28 protein-coding genes are annotated in these 14,449 nt (G+C 40.3%); all 28 read right to left on the reverse strand.

Translation table 11 applies throughout. The annotated features are described in order from the left end of the window. Positions 1-38: 38 nt before the first annotated feature. On the reverse strand, positions 39-605 hold the full coding sequence (gene rplQ, locus J3P43_RS14340; RefSeq protein WP_255903580.1) for a 50S ribosomal protein L17: 567 nt from the start codon (positions 603-605) through the stop codon (positions 39-41). A 111-nt stretch (positions 606-716) separates the two neighbouring features. Then, positions 717-1,709 (reverse strand): DNA-directed RNA polymerase subunit alpha, encoded by a 993-nt coding sequence (locus tag J3P43_RS14345; protein WP_255903582.1) that lies wholly within the window; start codon positions 1,707-1,709, stop codon positions 717-719. Between the two features lie 65 nt (positions 1,710-1,774). Beyond that, positions 1,775-2,383 (reverse strand): 30S ribosomal protein S4, encoded by a 609-nt coding sequence (gene rpsD, locus J3P43_RS14350; RefSeq protein ID WP_255903584.1) that lies wholly within the window; start codon positions 2,381-2,383, stop codon positions 1,775-1,777. Between the two features lie 110 nt (positions 2,384-2,493). Continuing rightward, positions 2,494-2,883 (reverse strand): 30S ribosomal protein S11, encoded by a 390-nt coding sequence (rpsK, locus tag J3P43_RS14355; protein WP_255903586.1) that lies wholly within the window; start codon positions 2,881-2,883, stop codon positions 2,494-2,496. A 134-nt stretch (positions 2,884-3,017) separates the two neighbouring features. Then, entirely contained in the window at positions 3,018-3,395 is a 378-nt protein-coding gene (rpsM, locus tag J3P43_RS14360) for a 30S ribosomal protein S13 (protein ID WP_255903589.1), read from the reverse strand. Between the two features lie 86 nt (positions 3,396-3,481). Beyond that, complete coding sequence (gene rpmJ / locus J3P43_RS14365; RefSeq protein WP_008506259.1) at positions 3,482-3,598, reverse strand: 50S ribosomal protein L36; 117 nt, start codon at positions 3,596-3,598, stop codon at positions 3,482-3,484. Positions 3,599-3,606: 8 nt separating this feature from the next. Continuing rightward, positions 3,607-3,825: a translation initiation factor IF-1 gene (gene infA, locus J3P43_RS14370; RefSeq protein ID WP_021071231.1), complete on the reverse strand. Its 219-nt coding sequence runs from the start codon at positions 3,823-3,825 to the stop codon at positions 3,607-3,609. 70 nt (positions 3,826-3,895) lie between these two features. Beyond that, the gene (gene map / locus J3P43_RS14375) at positions 3,896-4,681 is read right to left on the reverse strand and encodes a type I methionyl aminopeptidase (RefSeq protein WP_255903592.1); all 786 of its coding nucleotides are present in this window, start codon (positions 4,679-4,681) and stop codon (positions 3,896-3,898) included. A 7-nt stretch (positions 4,682-4,688) separates the two neighbouring features. Next, a complete protein-coding gene (secY, locus tag J3P43_RS14380; RefSeq protein ID WP_255903594.1) occupies positions 4,689-6,017 on the reverse strand; it encodes a preprotein translocase subunit SecY in 1,329 nt (442 codons plus the stop codon). Positions 6,018-6,024: 7 nt separating this feature from the next. Next, positions 6,025-6,471: a 50S ribosomal protein L15 gene (gene rplO, locus J3P43_RS14385; protein WP_255903596.1), complete on the reverse strand. Its 447-nt coding sequence runs from the start codon at positions 6,469-6,471 to the stop codon at positions 6,025-6,027. 2 nt (positions 6,472-6,473) lie between these two features. Next, the gene (gene rpmD / locus J3P43_RS14390) at positions 6,474-6,653 is read right to left on the reverse strand and encodes a 50S ribosomal protein L30 (protein ID WP_255903598.1); all 180 of its coding nucleotides are present in this window, start codon (positions 6,651-6,653) and stop codon (positions 6,474-6,476) included. A 5-nt stretch (positions 6,654-6,658) separates the two neighbouring features. Then, the gene (gene rpsE / locus J3P43_RS14395; protein WP_255903600.1) at positions 6,659-7,177 is read right to left on the reverse strand and encodes a 30S ribosomal protein S5; all 519 of its coding nucleotides are present in this window, start codon (positions 7,175-7,177) and stop codon (positions 6,659-6,661) included. A 12-nt stretch (positions 7,178-7,189) separates the two neighbouring features. After that, positions 7,190-7,543 carry a 50S ribosomal protein L18 gene (gene rplR / locus J3P43_RS14400; RefSeq protein WP_255903602.1) on the reverse strand — a complete coding sequence of 118 codons (354 nt, stop codon included), beginning with the start codon at positions 7,541-7,543 and terminating at the stop codon, positions 7,190-7,192. 5 nt (positions 7,544-7,548) lie between these two features. Then, positions 7,549-8,106 carry a 50S ribosomal protein L6 gene (rplF, locus tag J3P43_RS14405; protein WP_255903604.1) on the reverse strand — a complete coding sequence of 186 codons (558 nt, stop codon included), beginning with the start codon at positions 8,104-8,106 and terminating at the stop codon, positions 7,549-7,551. Positions 8,107-8,123: 17 nt separating this feature from the next. Further along, on the reverse strand, positions 8,124-8,522 hold the full coding sequence (rpsH, locus tag J3P43_RS14410) for a 30S ribosomal protein S8 (protein ID WP_305121774.1): 399 nt from the start codon (positions 8,520-8,522) through the stop codon (positions 8,124-8,126). A gap of 150 nt (positions 8,523-8,672) precedes the next feature. After that, positions 8,673-8,942, reverse strand: coding sequence for a 30S ribosomal protein S14 (gene rpsN, locus J3P43_RS14415; RefSeq protein WP_255903606.1), 270 nt, complete (start codon positions 8,940-8,942; stop codon positions 8,673-8,675). Next, positions 8,935-9,501, reverse strand: a complete 567-nt coding sequence (gene rplE, locus J3P43_RS14420) for a 50S ribosomal protein L5 (protein WP_255903609.1) — start codon at positions 9,499-9,501, stop codon at positions 8,935-8,937. The genes rpsN and rplE overlap by 8 nt, the downstream gene beginning before the upstream one ends. Then, positions 9,498-9,842: a 50S ribosomal protein L24 gene (gene rplX, locus J3P43_RS14425; protein WP_255903611.1), complete on the reverse strand. Its 345-nt coding sequence runs from the start codon at positions 9,840-9,842 to the stop codon at positions 9,498-9,500. The genes rplE and rplX overlap by 4 nt, the downstream gene beginning before the upstream one ends. Position 9,843: 1 nt before the next feature. After that, complete coding sequence (gene rplN / locus J3P43_RS14430; RefSeq protein WP_255903613.1) at positions 9,844-10,212, reverse strand: 50S ribosomal protein L14; 369 nt, start codon at positions 10,210-10,212, stop codon at positions 9,844-9,846. Between the two features lies 1 nt (position 10,213). Then, positions 10,214-10,468, reverse strand: a complete 255-nt coding sequence (gene rpsQ / locus J3P43_RS14435) for a 30S ribosomal protein S17 (protein WP_255903615.1) — start codon at positions 10,466-10,468, stop codon at positions 10,214-10,216. Positions 10,469-10,481: 13 nt separating this feature from the next. Continuing rightward, complete coding sequence (gene rpmC, locus J3P43_RS14440; RefSeq protein WP_255903617.1) at positions 10,482-10,691, reverse strand: 50S ribosomal protein L29; 210 nt, start codon at positions 10,689-10,691, stop codon at positions 10,482-10,484. Positions 10,692-10,713: 22 nt separating this feature from the next. Continuing rightward, a complete protein-coding gene (gene rplP / locus J3P43_RS14445; protein ID WP_255903619.1) occupies positions 10,714-11,136 on the reverse strand; it encodes a 50S ribosomal protein L16 in 423 nt (140 codons plus the stop codon). A gap of 41 nt (positions 11,137-11,177) precedes the next feature. Then, positions 11,178-12,056, reverse strand: coding sequence for a 30S ribosomal protein S3 (gene rpsC / locus J3P43_RS14450; protein WP_255903621.1), 879 nt, complete (start codon positions 12,054-12,056; stop codon positions 11,178-11,180). A gap of 3 nt (positions 12,057-12,059) precedes the next feature. After that, positions 12,060-12,422, reverse strand: coding sequence for a 50S ribosomal protein L22 (gene rplV, locus J3P43_RS14455; protein WP_255903623.1), 363 nt, complete (start codon positions 12,420-12,422; stop codon positions 12,060-12,062). A 3-nt stretch (positions 12,423-12,425) separates the two neighbouring features. After that, the gene (rpsS, locus tag J3P43_RS14460; protein ID WP_255903625.1) at positions 12,426-12,692 is read right to left on the reverse strand and encodes a 30S ribosomal protein S19; all 267 of its coding nucleotides are present in this window, start codon (positions 12,690-12,692) and stop codon (positions 12,426-12,428) included. Beyond that, positions 12,692-13,516, reverse strand: a complete 825-nt coding sequence (gene rplB, locus J3P43_RS14465) for a 50S ribosomal protein L2 (protein WP_255903627.1) — start codon at positions 13,514-13,516, stop codon at positions 12,692-12,694. Before rplB ends, rpsS begins: the two co-directional genes overlap by 1 nt. A gap of 7 nt (positions 13,517-13,523) precedes the next feature. Further along, positions 13,524-13,814, reverse strand: coding sequence for a 50S ribosomal protein L23 (gene rplW / locus J3P43_RS14470; RefSeq protein ID WP_255903629.1), 291 nt, complete (start codon positions 13,812-13,814; stop codon positions 13,524-13,526). 1 nt (position 13,815) lies between these two features. Beyond that, complete coding sequence (gene rplD / locus J3P43_RS14475; protein WP_255903631.1) at positions 13,816-14,445, reverse strand: 50S ribosomal protein L4; 630 nt, start codon at positions 14,443-14,445, stop codon at positions 13,816-13,818. Positions 14,446-14,449 lie beyond the last annotated feature (4 nt).

The following is a 14,449-nucleotide window of genomic DNA, read 5'->3' on the forward strand; positions in this document are numbered from 1 at the left end:
AATATCGAAGGGCTTTTTTTTATTTTAAATCTAAAAGCTTAAGCTTTCTCTTCAGTCGCATCAGCATTACCTTCAGCAGCCGGAGCGTCGTTAGAAGCTTCTGCAGAAGCCTCCGGAGCCACCTCTTCAGTTGCCGTCTCTTCTGTTGCAGCAACAGGAGCATCAGCCTTCTTAGCTTTACCAGATCCGCCACGTCTTCTTGTAGCTTTTTTCTCTGGTTGAGCAGGCGCTTCAGTAGTATAAACTGTGTTATAGTCAACCAATTCGATCATTGCCATTTCAGCGTTATCACCAAAACGATTTTCTAGTTTAATGATACGAGTATAACCACCCGGACGATTTGCAACCTTTGCCGCAACATCACGGAATAGTTCAGCTACAACATCTTTGTTTTGAAGATAGCTGAAAACCACACGACGAGAGTGAGTAGTATCGTTTTTCGACTTTGTAATCAGAGGCTCAACATAAACGCGTAAAGCTTTTGCTTTCGCCAATGTTGTTGTAATGCGCTTGTGCTCTATAAGCGATGACGCCATATTAGCTAACATCGCTCTGCGATGGCTGGTGGTACGTCCTAAATGGTTGTGTTTTTTACCGTGTCTCATATTGTTTTTTCGTTTTTCACGTGCATACCGTTTCCCGACAACTAGCTTGTCGGGAAGGAATTATGCAAATCGCTTATTTGTCATTATTCCCAAAGCCCTTCAGGCACTGGGTTATTCTTCTTCTAACTTAAACTTTGATAGGTTCATACCAAAAGAAAGACCTTTTGATTTAACCAAATCCTGAATCTCCGTTAATGATTTCTTACCGAAGTTTCTGAACTTTAACATATCAGCAACATCATAAGAAACAAGATCTGCAAGAGTACGGATATCCGCTGCTTTTAAGCAATTCAATGCACGTACTGAAAGATCTAAATCTACCAATTCAGTTTTCAAGATCTTACGCATATGAAGAATCTCCTCATCAACTTCCTTAGTTTCTTCTTTAGCCTGAGCCTCGAGCATAATGTTCTCGTCAGAAAATAAAAGGAAGTGGTGGATCAAAATCTTCGCTGCTTCTTTTAAAGCATCCTCAGGATGAATTGAACCATCAGTGGTGATATCAAGAACCAACTTCTCATAGTCGGTTTTTTGCTCAACACGGTAATTTTCAATAGTGTATTTAACATTCTTAATAGGCGTATAAATTGAATCGATTGCAATTACACCTAAAGGACCTTCAACACTCTTGTTTTCTTCGGCAGCAATGTAACCTCTACCTTTGTTCACAGTCAACTCCAGTTCCAGAGTTACCGAAGCATCCATGTTACAGATAACATGATCAGGATTCAGAACTGTAAAGTTGTTAGAGAAACGAGTGATATCACCAGCTTTAAATTGATCCTGACCGTTAATGATCACAAATATTTTTTCGGTATCACTAGCCTCTTCAGATTTCTTAAAACGTACTTGTTTCAGGTTCAGAATAATCTCAGTAACATCCTCTACAACACCTTTAATGGTAGAGAACTCATGAGATACTCCTGAGAAACGAACAGAAGTAATTGCGAAACCTTCTAAAGAAGATAAAAGGATACGACGTAAAGCATTACCAATGGTAATACCGAAACCTGGTTCTAGCGGACGAAATTCAAATGTACCGTCGAAATCCGTAGATTTCTGCATGATAACTTTATCAGGTTTCTGGAATGCTAATATTGCCATTTATGTTCAGTTAATGTTTTTTAAACTGTAAAAGCTGTCCGCCTAAGGCGAACAGCATTAATTTTTTACTTAGAGTATAACTCGACGATAAGGTTTTCCTTGATATTTTCAGGAATCTCATCACGGTTAGGATAGCTCAGGAATTTTCCTGTTAGATTATTAGCATCCCACTCTAACCAACTATGTTTGTTTATCATACGGCCGGCTACTGAAGTAGTGATAGCTTCAAGCGTTTGTGAACGCTCACGAACCGCGATCACATCGCCTGCACGTAAAGAATAAGAAGGAATATTTACAAGCTCTCCGTTAACAGTAATGTGTTTGTGGCTCACTAACTGGCGGGCAGCAGAACGAGTAGGCGCGATGCCTAAACGGTATACAGCATTATCTAAACGGGCTTCTAAGAATTTCAGAAGGTTTTCACCGGTGATACCTTCTTTAGAAGAGGCTTTGTGAAAAAGGTTTTCGAACTGACGCTCTAATACACCGTAAGTATATTTTACCTTTTGTTTCTCCATCAACTGAACTGCATACTCAGATTTTTTACCTCTGCGCTTTGAAACGCCGTGCATCCCAGGAGGATAGTTTTTTCTTTCTAATGCCTTGTCAGGACCAAAAATTGGTTCCTTGAACTTACGGGCGATTTTGGACTTGGGTCCTGTGTATCTTGCCATGTTTTTGTACTTAAAGTATCATACGGCCCGCAGCCGCTGAATCTTATCTTTATTTAATTTATTATCTTTTTAATTGAAGCTCTTTAGTAGCCTCTCAGCTTTCACCTCAATTAAACTCTTCTTCTTTTAGGCGGACGACAACCGTTGTGAGGAAGCGGAGTAATATCCTTAATTGTTGTTACTTCAATTCCGGCTGTTTGCAGTGTGCGAATAGCGGATTCACGACCAGATCCAGGTCCTTTAACGAAAACCTCTACTTTACGTAAGCCCAAATCAAAAGCAACTTTTCCGCAATCGGATGCTGCCTGACCTGCTGCATATGGAGTATTTTTCTTCGAACCCTTGAAACCCATTTTACCAGCAGAAGACCACGAGATAGTTTGTCCCTGTAGATTTGTTAAGGTTACAATGATGTTGTTGAAGGTAGCGTTGATATGTGCCTGGCCTACCGGCTCAATAACAACAATACGCTTTTTGGTAACTTTTTTAGTCTTTGCCATTTTTTTGAGATTTGAGATCTGAGATGGTGAGATATGAGATTATACTCTCTGTCCCGGTACCTCGATCTCCAGTTATCTTAATTTATTCCGTGAAACTTAGCCTGGATAGTCTAATATCTCACATCTAATTAGTTCTATTTAGTAGCCTTCTTCTTGTTAGCAACTGTTTTACGTTTCCCTTTACGAGTACGGGTGTTGTTCTTAGTCCTTTGTCCACGTACAGGCAATCCTTTACGATGACGAAGTCCGCGGTAACATCCGATGTCCATTAAACGCTTAATATTCAATTGAACTTCAGAACGCAGAGCACCTTCAACTTTAATTCTATCGTTGATGATTGTACGTATTGCTGTTAATTGCTCATCGGTCCAGTCTTGTACTTTAACATTCCAGTCGATACCAGCTTCAGTTAAGATATTCTGAGCGGTGGTACGTCCTATACCGAAAATGTAGGTAAGTCCGATTTCTCCTCTTTTGTTTCTTGGTAAATCAATACCTGCTATCCTTGCCATATTTTGTTTAAATAGTTGAATGATTGAAGGAGTGAATGAATGAACGATTAATTACCATCATTCAATCCTTTGACCTTCAAAATTTCTTATCCCTGACGCTGTTTATACTTTGGGTTCTTTTTGTTAATCACGTAAAGCTTCCCCTTACGGCGGATTATCTTGCAATCAGCACTACGTTTTTTTATTGATGCTCTAACTTTCATCTCGTATCTTATTTATATCTATAAGTTATTCTGCCTTTTGTTAAATCATAAGGGGACATTTCCAGCTTTACTTTATCACCTGGTAAAATTTTGATGTAGTGCATCCTCATTTTACCTGAAATATGTGCAATGATCTCATGTCCGTTTTCTAACTCAACACGGAACATTGCATTAGATAATGCTTCCTTTATAATACCGTCTTGTTCAATAGAGGCTTGTTTAGCCATATTTTATTGATTTCTATTAATTTACCTCCCTACATTTGGGGTTGCAAAATTAAATAAAAATTTTAATATTTTAATTAATTTGTTTTAAAACTTCTTCTACAAAATCAAAAGTCGACAAAACGTCTGCTTCTCCTTTTCGTATTGCCACCGTATGTTCAAAATGAGCAGAAGGCTTACTGTCGACAGAACTAACCGTCCACCCATCTTTCCAGAACTTAACCCCTGGTCTTCCCATATTAATCATAGGCTCAATTGCCAGAACCATGCCTTCTTCCAGCTTTACACCGGATCCACGTTTACCGTAGTTTGGAACCTCAGGCTTTTCATGTAGCTTAAATCCTACTCCATGGCCCACCAACTCTTTAACCACACCGTATCCGTGGTTTTCTGCATGCTCCTGCACGGCATAACTTATATCTCCAACACGAAGTCCTGCTACAGCTTTTGACACTCCCAGCTTCAGACACTCCTTCGTCACCTCAAGCAATTTCCGTGTTTCTTCTCCAACTTCTCCTACTTCAAAAGTATAGGCAGAATCGCCGTAGAACTTATTTAAAATCACACCACAATCAACCGAAATGATATCGCCGTCCTTCAAAGTATATTCGCCTGGAAAGCCATGTACCACTTGCTCGTTAGGTGAAATACATAACGAATAGGGAAAGCCATTGTAATTCAAAAACGCAGGTATTCCTCCATGATCTCTGATATAGGCTTCAGCTAATTTATCAAGCTCGATGGTCTTAACCCCAGGTCTGATAATCTTTGCAACTTCACCAAGGGTTTTAGATACAAGTAAGGAACTCTGTCTGATAAGCTCAATTTCTTCGTCCGTTTTGTAATATACCTTGGGCATATCGGATTTAGATAACTGAACCTGTAGCAGCAGCTACTGGATTGCGACCTTTTAATCTGCCAGTCTTCATCAATCCATCGTAATGACGCATTAACAAATGACTTTCGATCTGTTGTAACGTATCCAGGACTACTCCCACGAGGATCAATAAAGATGTTCCTCCAAAGAAGCTGGCAAACTGACTGTTCACTCCCAAAATAATTGCAAGCGAAGGTAAAACAGCAACGATGGCCAAAAACACCGAACCTGGCAAGGTGATCTTAGAGATCACTGCATCGATATAATCGCCAGTAGCCCTTCCTGGCTTAACGCCCGGGATAAAGCCGCCGTTCTTTTTCATATCATCAGACATTTGAACCGGGTTAACGGTAATGGCTGTATAGAAAAAAGTAAATGCAATGATAAGGAATGCGAATGTAAGGTTATACGCTAACGAAGTATAATTACTTAGAGAAGTAAGAAAGTCTCCCTGCAGAGCAGGAAAAAACTGTGCTATACCCATCGGCACAAACATAATAGCCTGGGCAAATATAATCGGCATAACTCCGGCGGCATTCACCTTTAATGGAATGTACTGGCGCACTCCGCCGTACTGCTTATTTCCAACAATCTTCTTCGCGTACTGTACCGGGATACGTCTAACACCCTGAACAATTAAGATGGTGAAGATAACAACGAAGAACAAGGCAACTAACTCAACAATAAATGGAATAATTCCACCCTGACCCGCAAGTCTCGACTGGAACTCAGTAACAAGGCTTCCTGGTAGCTGAGCGATAATTCCAACCATGATAATTAAAGAAATACCGTTACCGATACCTTTATCCGTGATCTTCTCGCCCAACCACATTACAAATAATGTGCCTGCTGTCAATATAAACATTGATGAAATCGTCAACCATGGCTCAGACATCAAAATTGCGTCACCGGGGATCTGCGTACGCACATATGCAACAGACTGCATTAATGTAATCGCAACAGTAAGGTACCTTGTAATCTGATTGATCTTTTTCCGTCCGCTTTCACCCTCCTTCTGCATCTTTTGGAAATATGGAACAGCGATACCTAAAAGCTGAACAACAATTGATGCCGATATATAAGGCATTACACCTAACGCAAATATAGAGGCACGAGAAAACGAGCCTCCGGCGAACATATTAAGAAGGCCCAAAAGTCCTTCTTGTCCTTTCGCTTCAAGAGCCAAAGGGTTTATGCCCGGTAATACGATAAATGAGCCTATACGATAAATTAAAAGAAATAAGAGTGTGTTTAAAATACGCACTCTTAAATCATCTATTTTCCAGATATTGGAAAGTGTAGTGAACAGCTTCTTCATTAATTAATTATAATTTAACAATTGCACCACCTGCGGCTTCAATTGCTTTTTGAGCCGTAGCTGTAAAAGCATGAGCCGAAACATCTAATTTCGCTTTTAACTCTCCCCGGCCAAGAATCTTAACAAGGTCGTTTTTTGAAATTAATCCGTGTTCTTTTAAAGCAGCAAAGTCGATAGTTGTTAAACTGAATTTCTCGGCTAAAGCTTGTAAAACATCAAGGTTAACGCCAACATACTCTACACGGTTCACATTTTTGAAACCAACTTTCGGGGTACGGCGTTGCAAAGGCATCTGACCACCTTCGAAACCAACTTTTGATGATGTACCTGAACGGGAACCAGCTCCTTTATGACCACGGGTTGATGTACCGCCACGGCCAGAACCAGTACCTCTACCGATACGTTTCCTATTTTTTGTAGAACCTTCTGCAGGTTTTAAATTACTTAAGTTCATGATTAGATACTTTCTACTGCTACTAAATGATTCACTTTGCGTACCATCCCGATAATAGCGGGGGTAGCCTCAACTTCAACAGCCTGGTTAATTTTTTTCAAACCTAAGGCCTGCATGGTTCTCTTCTGGCGCTCGCTTCTGTCGATAACGCTTTTTATCTGTGTTATTTTGATCTTCGCCATGGTTATTATCCGTTAAAAACTTTTGATAGTTCCACACCACGATGTTGAGCCACAGTATACGCATCACGCATTTGTGATAATGCTGAGATCGTTGCTTTCACCACGTTGTGAGGGTTAGATGAACCTTTTGATTTTGCCAATACGTTATGCACACCGGCACTTTCCAAAACCGCACGCATCGCACCACCAGCGATAACACCGGTACCTGTAGATGCAGGCTTAATGAACACAAATCCGCCCGAGAATTTTCCGTATTGTTCGTGAGGCACTGTTCCATTAATTACAGGAACTTTTACCAGATTCTTTTTAGCATCGTCGATACCTTTAGCAATTGCCTCAGTAACCTCTTTTGCTTTACCGAGACCGTAACCTACTACTCCGTTTTCGTCACCAACCACTACGATTGCCGAGAAACTGAAAGTACGACCACCTTTAGTAACCTTCGCTACACGCTGGATACTTACTAAGCGATCTTTTAATTCGATTTCGCTTGATTTAACTCTTTTTATATTTATTGTTGACATTTCCGTTTCAGATTAAAATTGTAAACCACCTTCACGTGCACCTTCAGCAAGTGATTTAACACGTCCGTGGTATAAGTAACCATTTCTGTCGAATACCACTTGGGTAATTCCGGCTGCTTTAGCTTTCTCAGCAACTAGTTTACCTACTGCTTTTGACTGCTCAATTTTAGCACCGCTTCCTGCGAAATCTTTTGATAAAGATGATGCTGAAACTAGTGTCTTACCAGAAATATCATCAATAATCTGTGCGTAAATACCTTTATTGCTTCTGTATACTGACAAACGAGGACGCTCAGCAGAACCAGACAATCTTTTTCTGATGCCCTGTTTAATTCGCTCTCTGCGAGATAATTTAATTCCTGCCATGATTATTATTTTTTAGCTGCAGATTTACCTGCTTTTCTTCTTAACTCTTCACCTACAAACTTGATACCTTTACCTTTGTAAGGCTCAGGAGCGCGTAGCGAACGGATCTTTGCAGCTACTTGTCCTAATAATTGTTTGTCGATACTCTCTAATATAATTGTTGGGTTCTTACCTTTTTCTGCAGTTGTAGCAACCTTAATCTCTTTCGGAAGCTCAAATACATAATGGTGAGAATAACCTAATACAAGGTCTAACGTGTTGCCGGCGTTAGTAGCACGGTAACCCACACCCACTAATTCCTGCTCTAATTTATATCCTTCTGTAACACCTTTAACCATATTGTTTAAAAGTGAGCGATACAAACCGTGCAATGCTTTATGACGTTTCTGATCTGAAGGACGCTGAACAATGATTTGTCCGTCTTCCTGAGAAATTGTAATATCCGAATCAACCTTCTGGGTTAATTCTCCTTTTGCTCCCTTGATAGTAACAACGTTATCAGCAGAAACTGTAACGGTAACTCCACTTGGGATAGCGATTGGGGCTTTTCCTATTCTTGACATCGTTTAATCTCCTTTGATTAATAAACGTAACATAAAACTTCACCACCGATGTTCAAGTTCCGGGCTTCCTTATCAGTCATTACACCTTTAGAAGTGGAAAGGATAGCGATCCCTAAACCGTTTAATACTCGTGGCATTTTTTCAACACCTGCATACTTTCTCAAACCTGGCTTACTCACACGGGCTAAAGTGCGAATAGCAGAAACTTTAGTAATCGGATGATATTTCAAAGCGATTTTAATTGTGCCTTGTACAATATTATCGTCAAACTTATAGTTGGCGATGTAACCTTTGTCAAAAAGTACTTTGGTAATTTCCTTTTTGAGGTTTGATGCAGGAATTTCTACAACCCTGTGGTTGGCCTTGATGGCATTCCTTACTCTCGTAAGATAATCTGCTATTGGATCTGTATTCATTATTGTTTGTTATGATGGTGGTTTCCTTCCCGATACATCGGGACGACCTTCCATCGGTTAATTTTCAAATTAAAAAGTCAAAAGTAGAAATTCAAAGCAGCACACCAGTACTTTTTTTGAATTTTTACTTTTAAATTTTGACTTATATGCTTACCAGCTTGCTTTTTTAACTCCCGGTATCTTGCCAGCCAAAGCCATTTCACGGAATGTTACCCGTGAAATACCGAACTGACGCATATATCCGCGAGGACGACCTGTTAATTTACAACGATTGTGCAAACGTACAGGTGAAGAGTTTTTAGGGAGTTTGTCTAATCCAACAAAATCACCTTCAGCTTTTAAGGCTGCTCTTTTCTCAGCGTACTTGGCAACTAATTTTGCACGTTTTACTTCGCGTGCTTTTACACCTTCCTTAGCCATTGTTTACTGCTTGATTTTTAAATGGTAAACCGAATTGTTTAAGTAACTCAAGTGCTTCAACATCGTTATCAGCAGAAGTTACGAATGTGATATCCATACCCATGATCTTGTTGATCTTGTCAATGTTGATCTCAGGGAAAATGATTTGCTCAGTGATACCTAAAGTATAGTTTCCACGTCCGTCAAAACCTTTATCATTGATTCCTTTGAAATCACGGATACGAGGCAAAGCAACAGAAATTAAACGATCAAGGAACTCGTACATATGAGTGTCGCGCAATGTTACACGAACGCCAACTGGCATCCCTTTACGTAATTTGAAGTTTGAAATATCTTTTTTAGATTTTGCAGCTACGGCTTGCTGACCTGTAATGGTGCTAAGCTCATTAATTGCAGTCTCAATTAACTTCTTATCAGTTGTTGCAGCACCAACCCCTTGGTTGATTGCAATTTTCTGAAGCTTTGGAACCTGCATTACGCTTTTGTATTGAAATTTATCTTTAAGCGCAGTGCGGATCTCTTCTTTATATTTAGATTTTAATCTAGGAACGTATGTCATAACTTAATTTCCTCTCCAGATTTTTTGGTTATACGAACCGATTTTCCTTCAGCATTTTTTTTCTTACCCACACGGCTTGGCTTACCTGTCTTTGCGTCGATAACCATTAAGTTAGACACATGTATTGAAGCTTCCTTCTTAACAATACCCCCGTTTGGATTAGTAGCGCTAGGCTTAGTATGCTTAGATACCATATTAGCACCTTCAACAATCGCACGATTCGTTTTAAGAATTACCTCTGTTATTTTGCCTTGCTTTCCCTTTGAATCTCCGGCCATTACCTGCACTAAATCCCCTTTACGGATCTTAAGCTTAGGTATTATATTTAATTTCTTCTGCATGTTATAGTACCTCCGGTGCTAATGATACAATTTTCATGAATTGTTTTTCACGCAGTTCTCTTGCAACCGGGCCAAAGATACGTGTACCACGTGGCTCGTCTTGTGCATTTAATAATACTGCTGCGTTATCGTCGAAGCGAATGTAAGAACCGTCTTTACGTCTTACTTCTTTCTTAGTTCTAACAACAACTGCTTTTGAAACAGTTCCCTTCTTAACGTTACCTGATGGAAGCGCGCTTTTCACCGTAACAACGATTTTATCGCCTACAGATGCATAACGCTTGCCGGTACCGCCAAGAACACGGATAACTAAAACTTCTTTAGCTCCGCTGTTGTCAGCAACATTCAGTCTTGATTCCTGTTGTACCATGTTACTTAGCCCTTTCTAAAATTTCAACTAATCTCCAGTTTTTAGTTTTACTCAGCGGACGAGTCTCCATTATAACAACAGTATCACCGATACCACATGTGTTAGTTTCGTCATGAGCCATAAATTTGGTAGTCTTCTTCACGAACTTACCATAAATCGGGTGCTTTACTTTTCTTTCTACAGCTACCACGATAGATTTCTCCATCTTGTTGCTAACCACGAGCCCGATACGTGTTTTTCTTAATTTTCTTTCCATTTGGAGTATAAAATTATTTTGTTTCAGAAGCGGACTGCGCCTTGCGGTTAGTCAATTCTGTGTTTAAACGAGCGATATCTTTACGGATTTTATTGATCCTAAGAGGATTTTCAATCGCAGATACCGTGTGTGCAAATCTTAACTTAGTAAGGTTTGCTCGTTCTTCATTAATTCTCGCAACGATCTCTTCAGTAGATAGCTCTAAAATTTCTGAGTTTTTCATTTGTTTTTTCTTTCTTTAGAGATTAAGCCTCTACGTAATCCCTACGCAGGACGAATTTAGTTTGAACGGGTAATTTTTGAGCGGCTAAACGTAATGCCTCTTTGGCTACTTCCAAAGGCACACCTTCAGCTTCAAATATCATTCTACCTGGACGCACTACTGCAACCCAGTATTCTGGAGCACCTTTACCTTTACCCATACGTACTTCCGCAGGTTTTTTGGTAACTGGTTTATCAGGGAAAATACGGATCCACACCTGACCTTCACGTTTCATAAAACGGGTAACCGCGATACGAGCTGCTTCAATCTGGCGACTGGTAATCCAGGCTGGTTCCAGTGATTTAATTCCAAAAGAACCAAATGCTAGTTCTGCACCACGAGTGGCGAGACCTTTCATTTTGCCTTTTTGCATCTTCCTGAACTTCGTTCTTTTTGGCTGTAACATGTTCTTATATATTTATCGAAAAACGATGTCTAAAATTTAAATTATTTCTTTCCTCTAAAGCCGCCTGCACCAGCGCCGCCACCGCGATTTTGACCGCCGCCACGGTTAGCACCAGGTCCGCCGCCACGATTTTGACCACCGCCACGGTTATCACCGCCACGTCTGTCGTTGCCGCCACCGCGTCTGTCATTTCCGCCAGCACGTCTGTCTGCACCACCGGCAAAACCACCAGCTTCAGCACCATCTCTGCCTCTTACACCTGCAGTTTGACCAATGTTAGGAGAAAGATCACGCTTTCCGTAAACTTCACCTTTACAGATCCATACCTTAACACCAATCTTACCATAAGTAGTAAGAGCTTCTGCTAAAGCATAGTCGATATCGGCACGGAAAGTATGCAAAGGAATTCTTCCTTCTTTATACTGCTCGGTACGCGCCATCTCGGCACCACCTAAACGGCCTGAACACATTACTTTAATTCCTTCAGCCCCCATTCTCATGGTTGACGCAATTGTTGTTTTCATTGCACGACGGAAAGAAATACGGGCCTCTAATTGTTTAGCGATACCTTCGCCAACCAACTGAGCGTCTAATTCGGGACGTTTGATCTCAAAGATGTTGATTTGAACGTCTTTCTTAGTAAGCTTTTTAAGCTCTTCCTTCAATCTGTCTACTTCTTGTCCACCTTTACCGATTACGATTCCCGGACGAGCCGTGTGAATAGTAACAGTAATACGCTTTAATGTACGCTCAATAACTACTTTAGAAATACCACCTTTTGCAATACGTGCAGCGATGTACTTTCTGATTTTTTCGTCTTCAACTAATTTATCGGAGTAGTTGTTGCCACCGAACCAGTTAGAATCCCAACCTTTGATGATTCCTAATCTGTTACCTATTGGATGTGCTTTCTGTCCCATTCCTTATTTAGTTTCAGTTTGAACGTTTTTTGTATCTACGATGATAGTTACGTGGTTTGAACGCTTACGAATTCTGTGACCACGACCCTGAGGAGCTGGTCTAAGTCTTTTTAATTGGCGGCCTCCGTCAACAGTAACTGTTTTTACAAACAATTCGTTGTCTTCAGGACGCTGACCTTCGTTCTTAGCTTCCCAGTTTTTTATTGCAGACAGTAACAGTTTCTCAACTCTTTGTGCTGCTTCTTTATTTGTATACTTTAAGATGTATAACGCTTTCTCTACACGTTCACCACGGATCAGGTCAACAACCAATCGCATTTTACGAGGTGAGGTAGGGCAATCATTTAATTTTGCTACTGCTTCCATGGCTTATTTTTTCTTTTCAGCGTGACCTCTAAATGTTCTGGTTGGAGCGAACTCGCCCATTTTATGACCAACCATGTTCTCAGTTACATAAACAGGAATGAATTTATTTCCGTTGTGAACTGCAAACGTATGTCCCACGAAATCCGGAGAAATCATTGAACGGCGAGACCAAGTTTTGATTACTGATTTCTTGTTACTTTCTGTCATAGAAACCACTTTGGCTTCTAAGTTATGATCTATGTAAGGACCTTTTTTAAGTGAACGTGCCATTATTTCTTCCTTCCTTCAATTATGTAACGGTTTGAACCTTTTTGTTTGTTACGAGTCTTGTAGCCTTTAGCCAATAAACCTTTTCTTGAGCGAGGGTGACCACCAGATGATCTACCTTCACCACCACCCATAGGGTGATCTACCGGGTTCATCGCAACACCTCTTACTCTTGGTCTTCTACCCAACCAGCGTTTTCTACCTGCTTTACCTAACACTTCGTTAGCTTTTTCAGAGTTCGAAACTGATCCAATAGTAGCCATGCAAGTAGACAAAATCATTCGGGTTTCGCCAGAAGGCATTTTGATAATTGCATATTTGCCGTCACGTGCTGAAAGCTGAGCGTAAGTACCTGCACTACGTGCGATAGATGCGCCCTGACCTGGATTCAATTCAATGTTATGAATAATAGAACCAAGAGGAATGCTCTTTAAAGGAAGTGCGTTTCCAACTTCGGGAGCTACTGCTTGTCCAGAAATAACAGTCTGTCCAACTACTAATCCCGTAGGAGCAATAATGTAACGTTTTTCACCATCAACGTAATTCAATAAAGCAATACGTGCAGTACGGTTAGGATCGTACTCGATTGTGGCAACTGTTGCGGGGATATCTTGTTTATCGCGTTTAAAATCAATCAATCGGTATGACTTTTTATGTCCCCCACCGAGATAACGCATAGTCATTTTACCGGAATGGTTTCTACCACCTGATTTCTTAATAGAAACTACTAACGATTTTTCAGGAACGTTTGTAGTTACATCAGAATAATCGGCTCCAACTCGGAAACGAGTACCAGGGGTAACCGGTTTAAATCTTCTAACTGCCATGTCTTAATTATATATTGCTGTAAAAGTCAATAACTTCACCTTCTTTCATCGTTACAATTGCTTTTTTGTATTTAGGAGTGCGTCCTGTAACTAATCCGGCTTTTGTTTGACGATTTTTTGATTTTCCAGATACCACCATGGTGTTGATAGCAACGATGCTAACTCCATACATCTGCTCAATTGCCGATTTGATCTGCAATTTATTGGCTCTGTGATCTACCTTAAATGAATAGCGGTTTGACTTTTCTGTTAAAGCCGACGCTTTTTCTGTTAAAATAGGTTTCTTTAAAATTTCCATATTACTTGGCGAATGCCTCCTCCAACATTTTAACAGAACCTGTAGTCAATAAAAGCTTCCCTGCATTTAGTACATCATGTGTATTTAAATCGGCTGCAGTTACAACTTTCGCTTTCTTAAGATTTCTGCTTGATAAATAAATATTGTTGTTAGCAGTCGGTAAAACCAATAAGGTTTTCACATCGCCAACTTTCAAATCAGCTACGAGCTTTGCGTAGTTCTTAGTTTTAACAGCATCAAATGAGAAGTCCTCAAGAACTACTATATTATTATCTAATGCTTTGTATGTTAAAGCTGATCTACGAGCCAGTTGCTTTAATTTCTTATTCAACTTAAAGCTATAGTCGCGCGGTTGAGGACCGAATACACGCCCACCTCCATTAAACAAAGGCGACTTGATGTTACCCGCACGGGCGCCACCTGTACCTTTTTGCTTATGTAATTTACGGGTTGAACCGGCTATTTCGTTACGTTGCTTAGATTTATGAGTACCCTGGCGTTGGTTCGCCAAATATTGCTTAACATCTAAGTAGATTGCGTGATCATTTGGAGTTACACCAAATATCGCATCAGGAAGTTGCACCTTGGCACCTGTTTCTTTACCTGCTATGTTTACTACGTTAACTTCCATCTCC

It is taken from the genome of Paradesertivirga mongoliensis, assembly GCF_024436395.1.
In the GTDB taxonomy this organism is placed as follows: domain Bacteria; phylum Bacteroidota; class Bacteroidia; order Sphingobacteriales; family Sphingobacteriaceae; genus Paradesertivirga; species Paradesertivirga mongoliensis.